Here is a 20,860-nt window from a genome sequence, read left to right on the forward strand (position 1 = left end):
CGCAATAGATGATTGAACTGGTTAATATACGGAAGAGCTTTGGTGAAAAAGTTGTTTTGCAGGATGTATCGGCAACGATGCAGGCCGGTAAAACCAACCTTATCATCGGGTCGAGCGGTAGCGGTAAAACGGTACTGATGAAGTGTATGGTGGGCTTAGTGAAACCCGATTCTGGGAAAATCTTGTATAATGGCAAGGATTTCACGGCGATGAACGACAAAGATAAAAAGGATATACGCCAAGAAATTGGCATGCTATTCCAAGGCTCGGCCTTATTTGATAGTATGACAGTAGAAGAAAACGTATTATTCCCATTGGATATGTTTTCTGTAGGGTCTTATAAAGAGAAGAGGAAGCGTGTGGCAGAATGCTTAGACCGTGTGAACCTTTCGGATGCCGCGAAGAAATTCCCGGCTGAAATCAGTGGAGGGATGAAGAAGCGTGTGGGAATTGCCCGCGCAATTGTGCTGAACCCCAAGTATCTTTTCTGCGATGAGCCTAACTCTGGCCTCGATCCGCAAACTTCGCTTGTAATAGATAAGCTCATTTCAGAGTTAACAAAAGAATATAATATTACAACTGTTATCAATACCCACGATATGAATACCGTAATGGAAAGCGGGGATCATATTGTGTATATGTACCAGGGCTTAAAGCAATGGGAAGGAAGTAATAAGGAAATCATCTTCGCAAAAGATGAAAAATTGAACGATTTTATTTTTGCCTCGGATTTCTTGCGAGATGCTAAAGAAATGCGACAAATGGAGATGTTCCAGGACCGGGATTGGCGAAATAAGATGAAAAAAGATGGCAATGAACCTAAGTCTTAACAACCAGGTAATTGCTAATTCCCTATTATATTTTAAATTTGCCACGCCAATAGAAGAGCATATAATAATATTAAACCAATAAATCAAAGCGCGATGAGTGTTTTAGTAAATAAGCATAGCAAAGTAATTGTACAAGGATTTACCGGTACAGAAGGTACTTTCCACGCTACTCAGATGATAGAGTATGGTACGAACGTAGTTGGTGGTTGTACACCAGGTAAAGGTGGCAGCACTCACCTCGACAGACCAGTATTTAACACTGTAGCGGATGCTGTAAAAGCTACCGGTGCTGATGTTTCTATCATTTTTGTACCACCGGCATTTGCTGCTGATGCAATTATGGAAGCTGCGGAAGCGGGTATTGCCTTGGTTGTATGTATCACAGAAGGCATTCCTGTACAAGACATGATTAAAGCTAAAAACTTCCTCGTAGGTAAAAATACACGTTTGGTGGGTCCTAACTGTCCAGGTGTTATCACTGCTGAAGAAGCAAAAGTAGGTATCATGCCAGGTTTCATCTTCAAAAAAGGTAAAATCGGTATCGTATCTAAATCTGGTACTTTAACGTACGAAGCGGCTGATCAAGTGGTAAAAGCTGGTATGGGTATCTCTACAGCGATCGGTATTGGTGGTGATCCAATCATTGGTACACCTACTAAAGAAGCGGTTGAATTGTTGATGAACGATCCTGAAACAGAAGCAATCATCATGATTGGTGAAATCGGTGGTTCTATGGAAGCAGAAGCTGCTCATTGGATCAAAGAACATGGTACTAAACCAGTTGTAGGTTTCATCGCTGGTCAAACAGCGCCTCCAGGTCGTCGTATGGGTCACGCTGGTGCTATCATCGGTGGTGCCGACGATACAGCGGCTGCTAAAATGAAGATCATGGCTGAATGTGGTATCCACGTAGTAGAAAGCCCAGCTAACATCGGTAAAAAAATGGCAGAAGTATTAGGCGTTAAAGCTTAATCCTCCTTGCTCAATATATTTAAGGCAAAAGCCCATCTCTTCGCGGGATGGGTTTTTTGTTGCCTAAGATTATGCAATCCCCCCAATTTTTGCATCCTTTATACAACCTAACAAGCTTTACCGTTTATACATACCGATCTTCGGATCGATGCGCCGCTGGTTGAATACAACATGGCGGCGCATTTTTAAACAGCTTCAAATTCATTACCCTATATGCAGCGACTCGTACTATTTCTATTGCTTTTATTCACATGTCATGTGAAGGCACAAAAGCCTATTCCCAAACAAGTAGATACCTCGTTCAACTTCTTCGAAAAACAATATCTCCAACTTATCCAAAAGAAAGATACCACGGCGGCTTTCAAAGTATTGCTGGATAAATTGGTGAATGGTTACCGTACCAATAAAAGCTACTCAAAAGATATACTTCGTACCACGAAGTACATCAATCAATACGATTCCATTCGTAAAGCCATCCTCAATGCCGCTCAAGCTGTACATTTCTTAGAATTAGGGATGACTGGTGGGTACACGCTCAATCAAAAGTTTTATACAAAAGAAGCGCTATTCGATTCAGCTTTTGCTGTAGGTAGTGCATTTGAAAGGGATAGCGAGGTTTTATTAAACACCAAGATAGAAGCATATGCAAAAGAGTTGGATGCTGAACAATTCCCAAGTATTTATAGACCCTCTTTGTACGACTTATTTGCACAACGCTTGTTAGTACTTTACAGTGCTGCTATAGCAACAATCGAAAGAATAGACACAGTAGCTATTTCTCCCTCCAATATGGTTTTAGCACCGTCCACGGTGTTTGTCAATACAACCTTTTCTTCTAAGGCTCCCCATGATATTCGTATACAACAAATACGCCTCTTTCAAACATTAACGAAACGGTATATCTCATCAAGTAATATAGATGCTTTGCGGCATTTGGAATTCCAACGTGCCAAGATGCTGTATGAAAGCAGAACTAACAAAAGGCATATTATTGAAAACGGGATAAGGGATATGCTGACGTTCAAGTTAAGCCTGCTCGATTCTACTATGCAATCCCAAACAGCATTAGCTGAAACTTACCTAGAAGTAGCCCAAGAATTGAACAATAATTTTGATAGTCATGACGAGCAGTCCTTATTACAACAATTACATTATGTGAATCAAGCCATTAAATTGGCTCCCAACTCATGGATAAGTGAACGTGCTTTAGCGTTGAAATACGATCTCGAATACAAAGAACTAGATGTTAAAATAGAAGCAGTACAACGCCCCCATACACCAATATTAACGCTGGTAACTTTTAGAAACATTGAGAAGGTACAGTGTAAAATTGAACGTTTCCCATTGGTTGGTAAGGGAAAGTCTACCATAGTAAGTAAATGGGAACAGGCATTGCCTAAAGCGGTTGAACATACTAGTTATAGTACGGAAATCCCATTAGAAGGTTTGCCAGTGGGGAATTACCGGTTAACAATTTCCGCGGCTACCTATGAAGGAAAAGTAGGTACAACAAGCGTAGATTTCCAGGTGTCGAATTTATTTCCTGTATACTTAGGCAATAACAAGGTGGCCGTACTTGATAGAACAACTGGGTTACCGGTTACGAATGTTAATATTGAAGCATGGAAGAAGAATAAACTATTAAGAAAACTAGGAAAAACAACGACAGAAGGCAGTGTAATACCAGTCTTTTCGATTTATGGAAGTTGGACGCACCTATTCATAAAAGGTAGGGATTCATTATTATTGCAACCAGGTGATGCATTTGTAAGCGTACATAGTGATCGTAGGGAGAAGAGGCGACAACAAAGAATATTTGTTTACACAGATCGTTCTATTTACCGTCCAAACCAGCGTGTCTTTTTTAAAGGATTTATTGGGGCTGAAAGCGCTTCTGATTGGGATAATTTTAAACCTGTCACGAAAGATAGCGTTGCTGTTAGGTTGTTGAATGATCGATCGGAAGAAGTTGCAGAACTGTATATAAAACCCAATACTTTTGGCTCTTTCAGTGGCTACTTCGACGTAAAAGAAAGCTACGGAACAGGGGAATTTGAAATTGAAACCGATATAGATCCCGAAAGTGAATATTATAATGTTACTGCCACAAGATTTAATGTGGAAGAGTATAAACGACCACGTTTCAAATTGGCTTTTACTGGTTATGATAAGGAAGTAAAACTACATCATACATCCCTATTACCAGGCAATGCACTTACATTAGCAGGTACACCCGTTTCGCATGCTTCCGTACAAGCACAATTACAATATACTTGGCGTTTTTCTGATAGCATCAAACATACAAGCGATTATATACATGATACTGTACAATTCAATACCGTAACAGATACACTAGGAAATTTCATCATCCCCATTCATGCTATTAAAATCGATACAAGCAAAGGTTTACTCGAGAGTGCATATCTCCAATTGTATGTAACCGTTACGGACCAAAATGGGGAGTCGCATGAGCTGGATAAATCAATCAGTATTTCAGATGAAACTGCTAGGATGTATTTCGTTTATGGAAGTGAAGTGAGTGTTGAACATGTTCATAAGTCACCATTTGTGCTGAAAACTAATAGTGATAAATTACTTCCTTACCCTATTCAAGTTAAAATATATCAACTAACACCTGGTAACTTTGAAACCCATAAAAGAGCATGGAATCCACCAAGTCTTTACTTCATGGATAGTATAACCTTTTTACAAAAGTTCCCTGGGTATGATTATAAATATGGTACGCAACAATCAAACTGGCCGGCAAAATTGTATAAAGAGTTAACGGTTTATAACAACGATTCAACTGCATTAAGGGGCCTGCCGCCTGGGTATTATAAATTTGTGGCCACTTCACAAGATGAATATGGGCAGCCTTTGGAATATGAAGGGTATTCAAAATTGTATGATTATAACGCCAATGAAGCTCCTTCATCTAATTGGATACAACTGGGTGTACATCCTTTTAAGCCGATATACCAAGTTGGCGATACCATAACGTTCCGTGTTATTATGACACCGAATGTATTATATTATTTGGCTTTACAACAAAGCAGTTACGGTTATTTAACATCACAATCAATATGGTCTAAAGGCGATGTAAATGAGGTGAAGTATAGCATAACGGAAAAGGATTTAGGCGGTAAAACATTGGGTGTTTTAGGCGTTAAAGATGGAAGAGTATTTTCAAGGAATGTGTTCATTTATGTAGAACCTAAACAAGCTCCCTTGGCCATTTCCTTTCATACCTTCCGAGATAAATTATTACCAGGGCAACATGAACAATGGAAAATAAAAGTAGAAGCAAAAGCACAAGCTTTACCCGCTGAGATTACCGCTACGATGTACGATGCTTCAATCGATGAAATGCTGAGGCATAGATGGGAATTGCCCAACTTTAAAGACGAAACAAGAACATATACCGTCAACCAGTTTCAATATTTATACCCTAAAAACAATCATTACAGTTCGTATAGCGAGAAATTTATTCGTTATAAATATCTACAGTTTGCAGGTTATTTGAATACGCTTAGAAACATACATCAATATGAGGGCGATGCATTGAATTTTGCTGGTGGAATGAAAAGAGAATCTTTAACTGCCGCAGTGGCGGCTATGGCGCCCCCTAATTTTGCAGTGGCTAGCGTATTAGATCAAATTGTAGAAAAACCTATCCTCTCCATCCGCCAAAACTTCAATGAAACAGCCTTCTTCATCGCTCATCAACAAAGCAATGAAAAAGGGGAAATTGTATTGGATTTCGACTTGCCAGGATCGGTTACTACTTGGCGTTTTAAAGCGTTCGCAGGGAATAAGCAACTTACCTTCTCTAACTTCCTACAAGCCGATGTAATCTCTCAGAAGAAGTTAATGGTACAACCCAATGCGCCAAGATTCGTACGCATCGGCGACGATCTCAAAATATCTGTGAACTACATCAATAACACCGATTCTACCCTATCAGTAAAAGCGGGCATGGAATACATAAACCCAAAAACAAACCAGCCTTTCGAAGAGTTTTACAAAGTGCAAACCATCCAACTACAACCCTTCGAAAGCAAAGTGCTCCATTTTACCTTACAAGTACGCGAAAACATGGAGCAAGCCATCATCTACCGCGCAATGGGTGATGCAGGTACTATCAGTGATGGAGAACAAAACATTATCCCGGTACTGCCAAGAAGTACCGCCCTCAGTGAAACATTGCCGATTGGGATGAAGGGGGATGGTGAGAAAACTTTCGTATTCGAATCACTACAACACAGCGATACCAGCAACACATTACAAAACCGCTTACTGAACATAGAATATACTGCTAGTCCAATATGGACGGTGGTGCGTGCATTGGGTGATTTACGCGAATACCAACACGATTGTACAGAACAGTTAATGAGTAAATACTCGGCGAATGCCTTAGCGCTTTCTTTATTGCAAGAATATCCACAAATAGCGAAAACAATTGCAGCATGGAAAGCCACAGCGAAGAAAGATGTACTCGATTCCTTATCCTCCTTACGCCATATTTTATTCGCCCAATCGCCTTGGTTACTAGACGAAGCAGCTAAGCAGAAACAATTATTTGGTTTGCTAGATCAAGTAAAAGTAAAAGCAACCTTAGTAGATATACGCGAGAAAATAACCGCAAGGCAAACCCGTGAAGGCGGATTTTCTTGGTATGGTGGCGATGGCGCCGATATGTATATAACTATCGAAATTTTGCAGCAAATAGCACAGTTGAAGAGACTTACAAAGGATGCGTCTTTTAATGAATTACTCGCACGTGCAATACAATACCTCGATCAGCAATTTGCGAATAGTAAAACACCTCGTCCTATAGATCAATATCGTACCATATTGCCTGTACATAACAATATCCAGTATTTACTTTTACGCGATGAATATCCACAATATACAATGGTGGATTCCATTAAAACGTGGAAGAAAAAGTACACAGAAGAACTACGCGTTACATGGCAGAAGTATCCATTGTACGACCAATTGGCCTTGGCTTTATATTTTAAACGGAACGGAGATCTACAAGTGGCCAACAATATTATACGTGCCCTAACATCCAAAGCAGAAGTTGATGATTCTTTGCAAACAATGTACTGGAAAGATGTTCCCATGAATTACTTTGATCATAGTAACATCGAAACGCAAACTTTAGCACTACGCGCTTTTGCAGAATTAGGGAAGAACGAACAACACGTGTTGTATTTGAAGAATTGGTTATTACGCCATAAAGACAACAACAATTGGGAAACCACCAAAGCAACAGCTGGTGCTTGTTATGCGTTATTGTCGACAAGTGGGAAATGGATGGATGCCCAACCCAATATCACTATCACCACCAACAACCATGTAATAACATCAAGCGCATACGAGTTGGTAGAAAGCATAACACCAAAGGAATTCAACCACAAGAACGCAAACATCAAGTTACAAGTAAAGGGCTCTAATGGCCAGCCTTCTTGGGGAAATGTTAACTGGAAATACAGCGAAGATTTGTTGAAGTTGAAAGCAACTAGTACAGGTCCTATTACTATTGATAAACAATATTTCATAGCCACCCCTGGTGGCAATATTGCACAAAATAAAGCCATTCAACCGGGTGAAGTATTGGAAGTAGGACAACAAGTTGTAACGAGAATAAAAATAAAAGTAACAGCATCTTTGTCGTACTTGTTGGTGGAAGATGTAAGGGCAGCTTGCTTCGAACCTAAAAATGTATTGTCGGGGTACAACTACCTTGGGAATATGCAATATTATGAAGTAACAAAAGACGTAAGTTCTAATTATTATATCAACAACCTAACACCAGGTGAGTATACAATTGAACATACTTCTTCGGTTACCCATCGAGGTGAATTCACCGCTGGGCCTGTGAAAGTAACCTGTATGTACGATCCGGCCATTGCTGCGCATTCGGCAGCCGGTGTACTAAAAGTAAAATAGTATGAGAAAGGCGATCACTCCTAGTGGTCGCCTTTTTTATTTGTAGCTTTGCGGCCATGTCGTACGATTATATCATAGTAGGCCAAGGGATTGCCGGTACATTAACAAGCTGGCTATTACAGCAGCGTGGTTGTAGTGTATTGGTGTACAATGAAGGAAATCCCCGTAACGCCTCCAATACAGCCGCCGGTATTATTAACCCAGTTTCTGGACGACTTTTCGAAACTGCTTGGCGATATGATGAAATGGTTGATGTAGCAAAGTTGATATATCAATCATTATCTGAAACACTACAAATAGAGATATTTAAACACCGGGATATATACACAGTATGGCCTTCCAAGCAAATGCATGATGCATTTGAAAAAGCCTTAAATACCTCGCCCTACCTCGCAACAACAGAACAATTATTTAGTCAACAAATTATACAACCACAAGGTGCCGGTATCATAAAAGGTGCACAAGTTTTACTACACGCATTATTACCCGCCTATACTGCTTTTTTAGAAAGTAAACAGTTATTACGGAAAGAGCTATTTAATATAGCGAAGTTGGAATTATTGGCTGAAGGAGTTCGGTACAATGATATATCCGCACAAAAAGTAATCTTTTGTAATGGCGCTGCTAATAATCCTTACCTGCCGGAAGGGGCTTTAATTCCCACGAAAGGGGAAGCTTTGGTAGTACGTGTACCGGGATTAGATACTGATAAGCTCATCAAGAAGCGCATTTCACTCGTTCCATTATGGGAAAATGCTTACTGGGCTGGCGCTTCGCTTACAAATCAATTCGAAAATGCCTTGCCAACAAGCGCTACGCGCGAGTGGCTGGAGAAAAATTTGCATGAAATCTTGGCAGTTCCTTACGAGGTGGTGGACCATTGGGCGGCTATAAGGCCAGCCACGGCGGATCGTCGACCATTAGTGGGGCTACACCCTACTTTTCCACAATTGGCATTTTGTAACGGCTTCGGAACAAAGGGCTGTTCTATTGGACCCTTTGCAGCATTGGGTTTGGTAGATTTATTGACAGGAAAAAAGACGGCTATTTCCCCGGAAATTGATATTAACAGATATTTTACATCCCGCCAGGTATAAAAATAAAAAACGCAAACCGTATCTTTGAAGCCCGCCACAAACGGACAGTAAGAACCAAAACCTGGTAGAACCCTTACTGGAATTGAATCTTAAAGAAAATTGGACTATGTATAGAACGCACACCTGCGGCGAGTTACGCATGGAGCACGTTGGCCAAGCCGTAACATTAAGCGGCTGGGTACAAACTGTTAGAAAATTTGGCAGTATCACGTTTGTCGATCTACGCGATCGCTACGGCATTACACAATTGTTGATCGGAGAAACTTTGAACGACCAATTGGATGCAAATCCACTCGGTCGCGAATTCGTTATTCAAGCAAAAGGTACCGTTACTGAACGTTCCAATAAAAATAAAAATATTCCTACCGGTGATGTAGAAATCACTATTAGCGAGTTCACCATTTTAAACGCTTCGAAAACGCCTCCATTCACAATCGCAGATGATACCGATGGTGGTGATGAGTTGCGTATGAAATACCGTTACCTCGATCTTCGTCGTAACGCTGTAAAAGAAAATTTAATCCTTCGTTATAAAGTAAACCGCGCTGCTCGTAATTTCCTCGACAGTAAAGGTTTCATGGATATCGAAACACCATTCCTCATTAAATCTACTCCTGAAGGTGCACGCGATTTCGTGGTGCCTAGCCGTATGAACCCGAACGAGTTCTACGCCTTACCACAATCGCCGCAAACTTTCAAACAGTTGTTGATGATGAGTGGTTACGATCGTTACTATCAAATCGTGAAATGCTTTAGAGATGAAGATTTAAGAGCTGATCGCCAACCCGAGTTTACGCAGATCGATTGTGAAATGAGCTTCGTAGATCAAGAAGATATTTTGCAAAACTTTGAAGCAATGACAAAGTTCATCTTCAAAGAAATCAAAGGCATCGACATGACAGACGCCTTCCCACGCATGACATGGGATGACGCGATGAAGTACTACGGTAACGATAAACCAGATATCCGTTTCGAAATGAAACTGGTAGACTTAACTGAAAGTGGTCGTGGTAAAGGATTCAAAGTATTTGATGATGCTGAATTAGTTGTCGCTATTGCTGCTAAAGGTTGCAGTGAATATACCCGTAAACAGTTAGATGAACTGACAGATTGGGTGAAACGTCCGCAAATTGGTATGACAGGCTTGATTCACATCAAGTACAATACCGATGGCACATTGAAATCTTCTGTGGATAAGTTCTTCGACGAAGCTGCATTGAAAGGATTTGCCGAACAATGTAATGCACAACCAGGTGATTTGATCTTGATTTTGGCAGGCCGCGAAGAGCGTACCCGCAAAGCCATGAGCGAATTACGTTTGGAAATGGGTGAGCGTTTGGGCTTGAGAGATAAAAATGTATTTGCTCCATTATGGGTAATTGATTTCCCATTATTCGAATATTCTGAAGATGATGACCGTTGGTTCGCCCGTCACCATCCATTCACATCTCCGAAACCAGAACATATCGCGTTAATGGACGACGTAAGTCAATATGGCAAAATTAAAGCGAATGCGTATGATATCGTGTTGAATGGTACTGAAATAGGTGGTGGTTCTATCCGTATTTTCCAACGCGACCTACAAGAGAAAATGTTTGCTGCATTGGGTATGAGCCAAGAAGAGGCCCATCACAAATTCGGTTTCTTATTGGGCGCCTTCGAGTACGGCGCGCCGCCACATGGTGGTATTGCCTTTGGTTTCGACCGTCTTTGTTCATTGCTCGGTGGCAGTGAAAGTATCCGCGACTTTATCGCCTTCCCGAAAAATAATTCGGGTCGCGATGTGATGTTGGATGCTCCTGCGGAAATTGATCAAACTCAATTAGATGAGTTGTTTATTTCCCTAGTGAAACCAGCTTAAAATTACCAAGTTCAATATAGACGGGCCTTTGAAAAGGGGCCCGTTTTCATTTTGGGACGTTCTTGGCACAATGTTTGCCAAAATATGCCGATATTATTCGAGAATTATTAAACTAATATATAATACAACTAAGTGGGATTTTGTGATGGTGACTCATTTAGTGTGTGGTTGAAAAGGTGCAGATTGGATCATAATAACGCTCTGTAAAGCGTTGAAAAACAGTAATTTCATGCAAATACGTAAATTTTTTAGAAGGAAGTTATTAGTGGGCGGGTTGTTCGTGGCCAGTTCATTTTCGGCGGTAGGCGCGCAAGCGGCGGCTCCGAAGGTGACACCAAAGACCTACATCGCTAAATACAAACAGCTTTCTATGAAGTTGAGTGATGAGACAGGCGTTCCTGCCAGTATAATATTGGGCGTGGCAATGCTTGAATCAGGAATGGGTACTAGCAAGAATGTACAATTATTAAAGAACCACTTCGGTATAGTGGGCAAAAATAAACTCGCTAAGCGAGGCATCTCCTATCGTTCAAAGTATAGAGAATACGCTTCGGACGAAGCTTCCTTTCATCATTTCGTTAAAATCGTGCAAAAACGCGCTTGGTTCCAACAGTTAAAAGGAACCGACGAGCATTTGCCATGGTTAACACACCTTAATAAATCCGGCTATTCATCTGCAGGTCTTACCTGGGTGAAAAGGGTTTCCAGCATTATCAAAAAATATAACCTAGAAGCGCTGGATCAACCTATCGACGTTGCCATACATTAATTATTTATCCTAATTTCGTGTACATTTTGCTGGCAGGGAAACGTATGCTTACTTAAAAGAGTGGGTATAACGCACCTATGCTTCAAGTTGTAGAGAAATTAGGATTATAAGTTTTGTAATTGATGTTGCTTTATGGGTCCTGGAAATAAGCATCCCTATCCATTTTTAATAGTTGCTGGCACATTGGGCTGCCTCATCTTATTGTCGTTCGTACAAACGAGCTTCTCTTTCAGCGGGTTAACTTTTAGAAAAGTTGACGTATTGGCAGAACTCCGTCATGCCGAAACCCCGAAGAATAACGCCCATCACCCCTCGAAAAAATCCCTTGCTACGAAAGTTCAAATCCCGGGCGATCATCCCGAAGATACCCCCGTTGATAGTATCGATACAGATGGCGATCAACAACAGCCCGGCGATAACGGTTCTTTCCCAACCCCTGAAGATTATACCGTGCATAACGGCATTATAGAATATTACGTACCCGGCAACCCAACAAATGGTTTAACCCATTTCATTTCGGCATTGCATGGTTTACAAAGTGGTAACCGCAAAAAAGTTCGGATCGCTTATTTCGGCGATTCGATGATTGAAGGCGATTTAATCACCCAAGATTTGAGAGATAGTTTACAAACCTTCTTTGGCGGTAGCGGTGTAGGCTTTGTTCCCATGATGTCGATCACGGCCTCCTTCAGAACGTCTATCACCCAAACAGCTTCCAAAGACTGGACAGATCTACATTTCAAATCCGATAATTCAAAAGACGGCATGATTGGTGTATCTGGACATACATTCACCCCTACTCCTCAAAGTTGGGCGAAATATGCACCGGTGAAAAGGCGCCATTTGGATAATTTCGAAGAAGTAAGTTTATTGTACGCTGCACCTAAGCCGGCAGCAGAAGTGCAAGTAGAAAATACAACCGTCGCATTAACCGGTAACGAACCGGTAAATATGTTGCCATTACCCGTAAGTGGTAATGCACCATTCACTTTGAAATTCGGCAATGCGCGCAGTAGTGTATTCTACGGCGTATCGATTGAAGGAAAAGAAGGTGTTGTGCTCGATAACTTCTCGTTCCGCGGTATTAGTGGTATCGAGTTAGGCAAGTTGAAAAGCAACATGCTGAAAAGCTTGCAAGCAGAACGACCTTACGATTTGATTGTATTGCATTACGGTGCGAACGTATTATGGAAACCCGATTTAACGGATTACTCCTGGTTCGAACGCCCCATGAAAAAAGTAATAGATTCATTACATCATATTTTCCCGAATACATCTTTCTTGATTATTGGTACAGCCGATAAAGCTTACAAGAAAGATGGAGAATACGTAACCGCACCAGGCGTACAAGCATTATTGGATGTGCAAAACAACATCGCAGAAGAGAATGGTTTTGCTTTCTATAACTTGTTCCGTGCAATGGGTGGTGAAGGTTCGATGGTGAATTGGGTAGAAGGTGAAACGGTTTTAGCGAATAAAGATTACACACACTTTAACGCAAGAGGTGCCAGCAAAATCGCGGGGCTTCTATATAAAGCAATCATGAATGAATTTAAAATGGCAGAGAAGCATTAGTTGGTGCTTGTTCTTGTTCATTTGTTTTTCTTGTTTTGATCTCAGCGCAAACACAAAGCCCAAAAAGCAAACACGCCCAGCTCAAACAAAAACTACAAAAAGCAAAACAACATCATCGGCAAAGAAAACAAGCACCAAGAAGAAAACCACCTCTTCAAAAAAGAAAACATACCACAAAGCAGCGAATACCAAAACTGTAAACGCAGCACCGGGCATAGACGAACTCTATGATCCCGCTGATAATTCAATTGAAAACACTGCTTACCTGTTACCATTCTTAAAAGCGTTGCAATCGGCTGATAGTAACGTCGTGTCTATCCTTCATATTGGAGATTCGCATTTACAAGCAGGCAATTACCCCGGTACAATCGCGCAAAACCTACAACAAATGTTCGGTGATGCCGGTCGTGGTTTTGTATTCCCTTATAACTTAGCCGGTACCAACGGGCCACACGATTATACATGGAGCTCCAGTACTTCTTTCTCATCGGCACGCATTGTAGATCGTAATGTGTCGTTTGATGTTGGGCCAGGTGGCATTGCCATTAGCTCTCCACAACAAAACTTCAGTTTAACATACATCCCGAAAGGCAATAACGTGAATAGTAATATCCGCGAAGCTACCGTGTATTACGATGCAGGAGCAAACGGTGCGAATACCACCGTGTTTTCCAGCGGGGCAGTTACTACTACTAAGCCCATCGAGTTCGAAGGTGCTACAGGTACATGGCAACAAACAACATTCAGTTACCCTGTTAGCCAGGATAGGTTGAACTTGAACTTTGCCAATACCGGGGTGGGACAATTTAGGTTTTACGGCGCTTCTATTAAAAGTGGGCGCAACGGGATTTTATATAATACAGTAGGTATCAACGGCGCACAGTTCTTACATTATAACGCCAACAAAAACTCGCTCATCGAGCAATTGATTTGCTTTCAACCTCAATTGATTATTTATTCTTTAGGTACAAATGAAGCATATGGCTTTACATCTGGAGAAGCCGTGCGTGCAGAGATAGAGAACGTGGTGTCGGTGGCGAAACAATATGCACCGAATGCAAAATTATTATTCACAACACCGCCTTACGGGATGCGCATTCGTAGAACGAGTTCCGTACGTAAGAAGGTTGGTAAGAAATATAAAACGGTGAAAACGGTGAGTTCGATTCCGAATCCCAACGTGGTAAAAGTGCAACAAGAAATCGTAAAGTACTGCCGCGAAAATGGCTATGCTTTGTGGGATTTCTACCACATCATGCGGGGCGATAAACGTTTCAATACAGGTTGGGGCGCGGATCATATTCACTTTAATGTAGCCGGTTATAATTTACAAGGACAGCTTTTATACGAAGCCATTCGCAAAGCTTACTTATCACAACAGAAAAACTAAACCAATACCCGCGTTTCCAGTGCTTCGCGTTGAAAAGTGACTATACTTATGTTCGACATAGAGAAAATTTTATCGCACGTCTTGTATGATCCAAAAGATCCAGTGCTTTTTAACAGTGCGTTTTTCCTTTATTTCTTTGCCTTCTTTTTGCTGTGTTACCAATTGGTAGCACATAACCAGCGTGGGCGTGTATGGGTATTTACCATCTTTTCATTGTACTTGTTTTACAAAGCCTGTAACGAGTACGTGCTCCTCGTCATTCTTTCAGCCATCGTCGATTTTAACCTGTCGCGGTGGATTAACGACTTGAAAACGCCTTGGAAACGGAAGTGGTTATTGGCCTTTAGTATCGTGATTAACGTAGGTGTATTATTTTATTTCAAGTACACGAACTTCTTCATCGGTATTATGAACGATTTAAGCGTGGGGCATTTTACCCCGATCCACGTGTTATTGCCGATTGGTATTTCGTTTTACACCTTCGAAAACCTTAGTTACACCATTGATGTGTACAGGAAGGAGATTAAGCCGGTAACCAACTTCATGGATTATCTTTTCTTCTTATCGTTCTTCCCGAAATTGATGATGGGCCCTATTGTACGTGCTGCCGATTTCTTGCCGCAGATTTACAAGCCTTACCATTTAACGAAAGAAGACGTGGGCCGTGGTTTGTTCTTGATTATGGGCGGTTTGTTTAAGAAGGTGGTGATATCGGACTTTATCTACCAAAACTTTGTACAATATATTTTTGATGATCCTTCTCGCCATACGGGTATCGAGTGTTTGATGGGTGTATATGGATATGCCTTGGTGATATACTGTGATTTCTCAGGTTATTCCGACATGGCTATTGGTATTGCGCGGTGGATGGGATTCGTTGTGCCGCCGAACTTCGATAAACCTTACCGTAGTTCTAGCATTACGGAGTTTTGGAGAAGGTGGCATATTTCATTGTCTTCCTGGTTGAAAGATTATATCTACATCCCATTAGGCGGTAACCGCAAAGGTAAATTCAGGCAACAGGTAAACCTGATGTTAACCATGCTAATTGGTGGTTTCTGGCATGGTGCTAACTGGAACTTCATTTTCTGGGGTGGTATGCACGGTGGCGCTTTGGCGGTTGACAAAGTGTGGATTAAATGGCAAAAGGCCCGTACATTCTTGAAAACAAATACCGTGGCTGCAAAACTATGGAAGCTGGGCGGCATCCTCTTTACCTTCCATTTCGTATGTTTCTGCTGGATATTTTTCGAGTCGAAAACATTTGGCGATTCATGGACCCTTATTCACCAGGTGGCATTTGATTTCCAAGGTAATTTATGGAAAGACTTGCTTACTGGGTATACAGCAGTGTTTATACTGATGGCAATAGGTTATATTGCACATTTTTTACCATATAAAGTAGAGTTTAAGCTCGAGAAGTACTTAGAAAAACTGCCGGTTTGGGCGAGTATCGTGGTAATGGTGGCCTTTATTTGGTGCATTATCCAGGTGAAAACCACGGAACCAATGATTCCTATTTATTTCCGTTTCTAAAATATGCGCAGGTAATAGGTCGGCCATGGTGGCGACTCTAACACTATTTTATTCATGAAAATAGAAAGTATTATGCATTTTGTTAATATATATGCATATTCCTAACAATAAGTGAGTAAATTTGCGCTCTAACTTTTGTTTTTAAAGTCAATCTTATGCGTACTGTTACACTGAGAAGAGTAGTGATCACCGGCTTGGGAGCATTAACACCGATCGGTAATGATGTGAATACATTCTGGAATAATATGAAGGCCGGTAAAAGTGGTGCCGGACCGATCACAAGATTTGATCCTACCGAATTCAAGACCAAGTTTGCTTGTGAATTGAAGGGATTGAATATTGATGATTTTATCGATAAGAAGGAAGCAAAGAAAATGGATTTGTTTACACAATATGCCATGATCGCTGCCGACGAAGCAATGAAAAGTGCAAATTTTGATCTCGAGAAAATCGATAGAACAAAATTTGGTGTGATTTGGGCTTCTGGTAACGGTGGTATGCAAACCTTCGAAGACCAGATCATCGAATTCCAAAACAATAATTTCGTTCCTAAATTCAGTCCTTTCTTTATCGTAAGACTGATTTCTGATATTGCTGCCGGCCAAATTGCTATGAAGTATGGCTTAATGGGTATTAACTATTGTACCGTTTCTGCTTGTGCTTCTTCAAACAGTGCCTTGGTAGATGCTTTCAACTATGTACGCATGGGTAAAGCAAATATGATCTTGGCGGGTGGTTCTGAATCCCCCATCACACGTGCAGGTATCGCCGGTTTCAATGCATTAAAGGCTTTATCTACCCGTAACGACGATCCTACAACCGCTTCTCGCCCTTGGGATGCTGAACGCGACGGTTTCGTAATGGGTGAAGGCGCTGGTGCCATCATCTTAGAAGATTATGATCACGCTATCGCTCGTGGTGCTACTATCTACGGCGAAATGGTAGGTGGTGCAATGACAGCCGATGCATACCACTTAACAGCTACCCACCCAGAAGGTTTAGGTGCTCAATATGGTATGAAACAAGCTTTAGAAGATGCAGAATTGACAATCGACGATGTTGATTACATCAATGCACACGCTACTTCTACTCCTTTAGGCGACGTTTCCGAAATTAAAGCTATTGCGGCTGTATTCGGCGACCGTTTGAAAGATATCAACATCTCTGCTACGAAATCAATGACTGGTCACCTACTAGGTGCTGCAGGCGCCGTAGAAGCGATCGCTTGTATCAAAGCAATCCAAGATGATGTTGTTCCGCCAACAATCAGCACTACAACACTTGGTGAAGGTTTGCCAGAAGGATTGAACCTTACATTAGGCCAAGCACAAAAACGCACTATCAACGTTGCTATGAGTAATACTTTCGGCTTCGGTGGACACAACGCTATTGCTGTGTTCAAGAAGTTTAAAGGTTAATACCTACAACTACTACGAAAAAATACACTATTGCCCCGGTAAGCTCGCTTACCGGGGTTTTTATTTGTGGAAAATAAAATCCAATTTTGCTGAATCTCCGAATATTGATCTTAGCATATCAACCTACAATTATGAACAAGCAAGACACTTTGAAATTAAAACAAGAAGTGGAGCGCCGTGTAAAAACCCTAGATGAACTGTTGACCGAACTATATGGCAAATCCGGCTCTTCCAAAAGAGAGAAAATTGAATTGGAATACCAGCAATTCAAAAAAGAACAACCCAAAGAAAGCAACAAATTTAATCACCAGTAAACAAATCATTGTTATATCAATTAACGACTATGTATTGATAACCCCGTTGAATAACCCTGTTGATAAATTTTTATTATTAACACTCTTTTAGCCTTCTTTTAAAACCCTTTGTACATAAAGGTTTTAGGGGATTGTGTCATATTTTCGTAATGCGCGGCATTACGGGCTTTCTCCTAATTTTTTCGTAGCTTAGATGTTCGAACTACGTTTCGAGAATGTTATGGCAAAATTAAAGAAAAACGTAACGGGGGAACCCGCTCCAGCGATCAGTGCTGACGATCAAATAGAGGTATATGGCGCACGGGAACACAACCTCAAAAACATAGATATTAATCTTCCCAAAAACAAGTTAGTCGTTATAACGGGCATCAGCGGCAGCGGAAAATCTTCCCTCGCCTTCGATACCATTTATGCCGAAGGACAACGTCGCTACATGGAAAGCTTCGGGGCCTACGCGCGCCAGTTTATCGGCGATATGGAACGCCCAGATGTGGATAAAATTACTGGGCTCTCTCCCGTTATCTCCATCGAACAAAAAACGACCAACAAGAACCCACGCTCTACCGTAGGTACCATCACAGAAATTTACGATTTCCTTCGCTTGTTATACGCCCGCGTAGGGGTGGCCTATTCCTACGAAACGGGTAAACGCATGACACGCTTCTCGGAAGAGGAAATCCTAGAACATATCTACAAGAACAAAGACAAGAAGAAACTCGTGATCCTTGCCCCCCTCGTAAGAGGTAGGAAAGGACATTACCGCGAATTATTCGAACAAGTACGCAAACAGGGTTACCTGAAAGTGCGCATCGATGGCGAAATCGTAGACCTTAAAGAGCGTTTACAAGTAGATCGCTATAAGATCCACGATATTGAACTGGTAATTGATAGGATCGTGGTGAATAGTGAATCCCGCGTGAGAATAAGTCAAAGCGTACAGAAGGCATTGCAAATGGGGAAAGGACTCATGTTCATTCTCGATAGCGATACCAATAAGCTCGCGCAATACAGCAAACAGCTCATGTGTGAAGACACAGGTATTTCCTACGAAGAACCTTCACCCAACACCTTCTCCTTTAACTCGCCGTACGGCGCCTGCCCGCGTTGCAAAGGTTTAGGTACAATTTACCAAATCGACCTCAACGAGGTAATTCCCGACTATAGCAAATCCATCGAGGAAGGTGGCCTAGTACCACTCGGGGAAGCCCGCGACACGTTCACGTACAAACAAGTGCAAACCCTTGCACGGAAATATAAATTCTCCCTCAAGGCACCCATCGCCGATATTCCCCCTTCTGCCCTCAACCTATTGCTATACGGCAATACCAATGGCGCAACGAATATGGATGTAACGGTAGATGAAGAAGCAGCACCTATCGACGTAAACGCCGAATACGAAGGGGTCGTAAACATGGTTCGCCGGTATTTCAACGATACTTCCAGCGACCACGTACGCACTTGGGCCGAAGGTTTCATGAAGCTCCAAGCCTGCCCGGAATGTAACGGCACACGCTTACGCAAAGAAAGCCTGTTCTTCAAAGTGGATGAACGCAATATCAGCGAACTCAGCAATATGGACTTACTCCGCTTACGCGAATGGTTCACCGGTATCGAAGAACGCCTCGACAATAAACAAAATGCCATTGCCAAAGACATTCTCAAAGAAATCCGCGAACGCCTAGGTTTCTTATTGAATGTGGGCTTAACATATCTTACCCTCAACCGTGCTACGCGCACTCTTTCCGGTGGCGAATCGCAACGAATTCGCTTGGCTACACAAATTGGCTCGCAACTCATGGGTATCACCTATATCTTGGATGAACCAAGTATTGGGCTACACCAACGCGATAATATGCAGCTGATCGACGCCCTCCGTAACTTAAAAGAGATGGGTAACACGGTAATCGTAGTAGAACACGATAAAGATATCATGCTACACGCCGATCACCTCGTAGATATTGGCCCCGGGGCAGGCAAACATGGTGGCCAAGTGGTAGCACAAGGCACACCAAAGGAAATGTTGAAGATGAACACCGCCACGGCCGGCTATTTAAGCGGGAAAACGGAAAGCCCAATCCCGGCTGAACGTCGAAAAGGCAACGGTAAGTTCCTAGAACTGAAAGGTGTAACAGGGAATAACCTGAAAAACGTATCCGTGAAGTTCCCATTAGGTACCTTCATTTGCGTAACAGGTGTATCTGGTAGCGGTAAATCCACGCTTATCAACGAAACTCTTTACCCTATTCTTTCCAAGCACGCTTATAACTCCAAGTTCGAACCCATGCCTTACAAGAGCGTGAAAGGTTTAGAGCATCTCGATAAAGTAATTGAAATCGACCAATCGCCGATTGGCCGCACGCCAAGAAGTAACCCAGCTACTTATTGTGGCTTCTTTACCGACATTCGTACACTCTTTGCACAAGTACCAGAGGCAAAAATCCGTGGGTACAACGCGGGCCGCTTCTCTTTCAACGTGAAAGGTGGTCGTTGCGATGTTTGTGAAGGTGCAGGTGTTCGTGTAATCGAAATGAACTTCTTACCCGATGTATTCGTGCATTGCGAAAAGTGTAACGGTCGCCGGTATAACCGCGAAACCTTGGAGATTCGCTATAAAGGCAAATCTATTTCCGATGTGTTAGATATGACGGTGGATGAAGCTGTTGAGTTCTTCCAACCCGTTCCATTCATTTACCGTAAAGTAAAAACGTTACAAGATGTAGGGCTAGGGTACATTACCTTGGGTCAATCTGCTGTAACCCTTTCTGGTGGTGAAGCACAACGTGTGAAATTGGCCACGGAATTGTCTAAGAAGGATACGGGTAAAACCATTTACATCCTCGACGAGCCTACAACCGGCTTACACTTCCAAGATATCCAGTTGTTGTTGAAGGTATTGAATAAGTTGGTGGAACGTGGTAACACGGTGCTGGTGATTGAACATAACTTGGACGTCATTAAAATGGCCGATTATATCGTGGATTTGGGTCCTGAAGGTGGTGAAGGTGGTGGAACAATTCTTGCAACCGGTACCCCGGAAGAAGTGGTGAAGTGCAAAGAAAGCCATACCGCCCGTTTCTTAAAGCAAGAATTACACATATCATAATACTAGCATTCTCGATACTGCCAGCTTTTTACTAATATTG

At 41.9% G+C, this 20,860-nt stretch carries 12 protein-coding genes; all 12 read left to right on the top strand.

From position 1 onward, the window contains the following. The first annotated feature begins 8 nt into the window (after positions 1-8). The 12 genes from LX64_RS01210 (at position 9) to uvrA (ending at position 20,820) form a co-directional block, all read left to right on the top strand. A complete protein-coding gene (locus tag LX64_RS01210) occupies positions 9-830 on the top strand; it encodes an ABC transporter ATP-binding protein (protein ID WP_111595777.1) in 822 nt (273 codons plus the stop codon). Positions 831-923: 93 nt separating this feature from the next. Further along, positions 924-1,802, top strand: a complete 879-nt coding sequence (sucD, locus tag LX64_RS01215) for a succinate--CoA ligase subunit alpha (RefSeq protein ID WP_111595778.1) — start codon at positions 924-926, stop codon at positions 1,800-1,802. A gap of 213 nt (positions 1,803-2,015) precedes the next feature. Beyond that, the gene (locus LX64_RS01220; protein WP_111595779.1) at positions 2,016-7,757 is read left to right on the top strand and encodes an alpha-2-macroglobulin family protein; all 5,742 of its coding nucleotides are present in this window, start codon (positions 2,016-2,018) and stop codon (positions 7,755-7,757) included. A gap of 56 nt (positions 7,758-7,813) precedes the next feature. Further along, a complete protein-coding gene (locus LX64_RS01225) occupies positions 7,814-8,854 on the top strand; it encodes an NAD(P)/FAD-dependent oxidoreductase (protein WP_111595780.1) in 1,041 nt (346 codons plus the stop codon). 106 nt (positions 8,855-8,960) lie between these two features. Next, on the top strand, positions 8,961-10,715 hold the full coding sequence (aspS, locus tag LX64_RS01230; protein WP_111595781.1) for an aspartate--tRNA ligase: 1,755 nt from the start codon (positions 8,961-8,963) through the stop codon (positions 10,713-10,715). A 229-nt stretch (positions 10,716-10,944) separates the two neighbouring features. Next, positions 10,945-11,484 carry a glucosaminidase domain-containing protein gene (locus LX64_RS01235; protein WP_111595782.1) on the top strand — a complete coding sequence of 180 codons (540 nt, stop codon included), beginning with the start codon at positions 10,945-10,947 and terminating at the stop codon, positions 11,482-11,484. Positions 11,485-11,616: 132 nt separating this feature from the next. Then, positions 11,617-13,059: an SGNH/GDSL hydrolase family protein gene (locus LX64_RS01240; RefSeq protein ID WP_111595783.1), complete on the top strand. Its 1,443-nt coding sequence runs from the start codon at positions 11,617-11,619 to the stop codon at positions 13,057-13,059. Beyond that, positions 13,031-14,449 (top strand): GDSL-type esterase/lipase family protein, encoded by a 1,419-nt coding sequence (locus LX64_RS01245; RefSeq protein WP_111595784.1) that lies wholly within the window; start codon positions 13,031-13,033, stop codon positions 14,447-14,449. The genes LX64_RS01240 and LX64_RS01245 overlap by 29 nt, the downstream gene beginning before the upstream one ends. A gap of 48 nt (positions 14,450-14,497) precedes the next feature. Continuing rightward, a complete protein-coding gene (locus LX64_RS01250; protein WP_111595785.1) occupies positions 14,498-15,985 on the top strand; it encodes an MBOAT family O-acyltransferase in 1,488 nt (495 codons plus the stop codon). Positions 15,986-16,140: 155 nt separating this feature from the next. Next, positions 16,141-17,403, top strand: a complete 1,263-nt coding sequence (gene fabF, locus LX64_RS01255; RefSeq protein ID WP_111595786.1) for a beta-ketoacyl-ACP synthase II — start codon at positions 16,141-16,143, stop codon at positions 17,401-17,403. 131 nt (positions 17,404-17,534) lie between these two features. Continuing rightward, positions 17,535-17,717, top strand: a complete 183-nt coding sequence (locus LX64_RS01260; protein ID WP_148707151.1) for a hypothetical protein — start codon at positions 17,535-17,537, stop codon at positions 17,715-17,717. Positions 17,718-17,937: 220 nt separating this feature from the next. Then, positions 17,938-20,820 carry an excinuclease ABC subunit UvrA gene (uvrA, locus tag LX64_RS01265; RefSeq protein WP_111596321.1) on the top strand — a complete coding sequence of 961 codons (2,883 nt, stop codon included), beginning with the start codon at positions 17,938-17,940 and terminating at the stop codon, positions 20,818-20,820. Positions 20,821-20,860: the final 40 nt, after the last annotated feature.

Source organism: Chitinophaga skermanii (genome assembly GCF_003259335.1).
In the GTDB taxonomy this organism is placed as follows: domain Bacteria; phylum Bacteroidota; class Bacteroidia; order Chitinophagales; family Chitinophagaceae; genus Chitinophaga; species Chitinophaga skermanii.

Coding starts and splice junctions, on each gene's coding strand:
- LX64_RS01210 (WP_111595777.1), top strand. CDS start 9: ATGATTGAACTGGTTAATATACGGAAGAGCTTTGGTGAAAAAGTTGTT.
- sucD (WP_111595778.1), top strand. CDS start 924: ATGAGTGTTTTAGTAAATAAGCATAGCAAAGTAATTGTACAAGGATTT.
- LX64_RS01220 (WP_111595779.1), top strand. CDS start 2,016: ATGCAGCGACTCGTACTATTTCTATTGCTTTTATTCACATGTCATGTG.
- LX64_RS01225 (WP_111595780.1), top strand. CDS start 7,814: ATGTCGTACGATTATATCATAGTAGGCCAAGGGATTGCCGGTACATTA.
- aspS (WP_111595781.1), top strand. CDS start 8,961: ATGTATAGAACGCACACCTGCGGCGAGTTACGCATGGAGCACGTTGGC.
- LX64_RS01235 (WP_111595782.1), top strand. CDS start 10,945: ATGCAAATACGTAAATTTTTTAGAAGGAAGTTATTAGTGGGCGGGTTG.
- LX64_RS01240 (WP_111595783.1), top strand. CDS start 11,617: ATGGGTCCTGGAAATAAGCATCCCTATCCATTTTTAATAGTTGCTGGC.
- LX64_RS01245 (WP_111595784.1), top strand. CDS start 13,031: ATGAATTTAAAATGGCAGAGAAGCATTAGTTGGTGCTTGTTCTTGTTC.
- LX64_RS01250 (WP_111595785.1), top strand. CDS start 14,498: ATGTTCGACATAGAGAAAATTTTATCGCACGTCTTGTATGATCCAAAA.
- fabF (WP_111595786.1), top strand. CDS start 16,141: ATGCGTACTGTTACACTGAGAAGAGTAGTGATCACCGGCTTGGGAGCA.
- LX64_RS01260 (WP_148707151.1), top strand. CDS start 17,535: ATGAACAAGCAAGACACTTTGAAATTAAAACAAGAAGTGGAGCGCCGT.
- uvrA (WP_111596321.1), top strand. CDS start 17,938: ATGGCAAAATTAAAGAAAAACGTAACGGGGGAACCCGCTCCAGCGATC.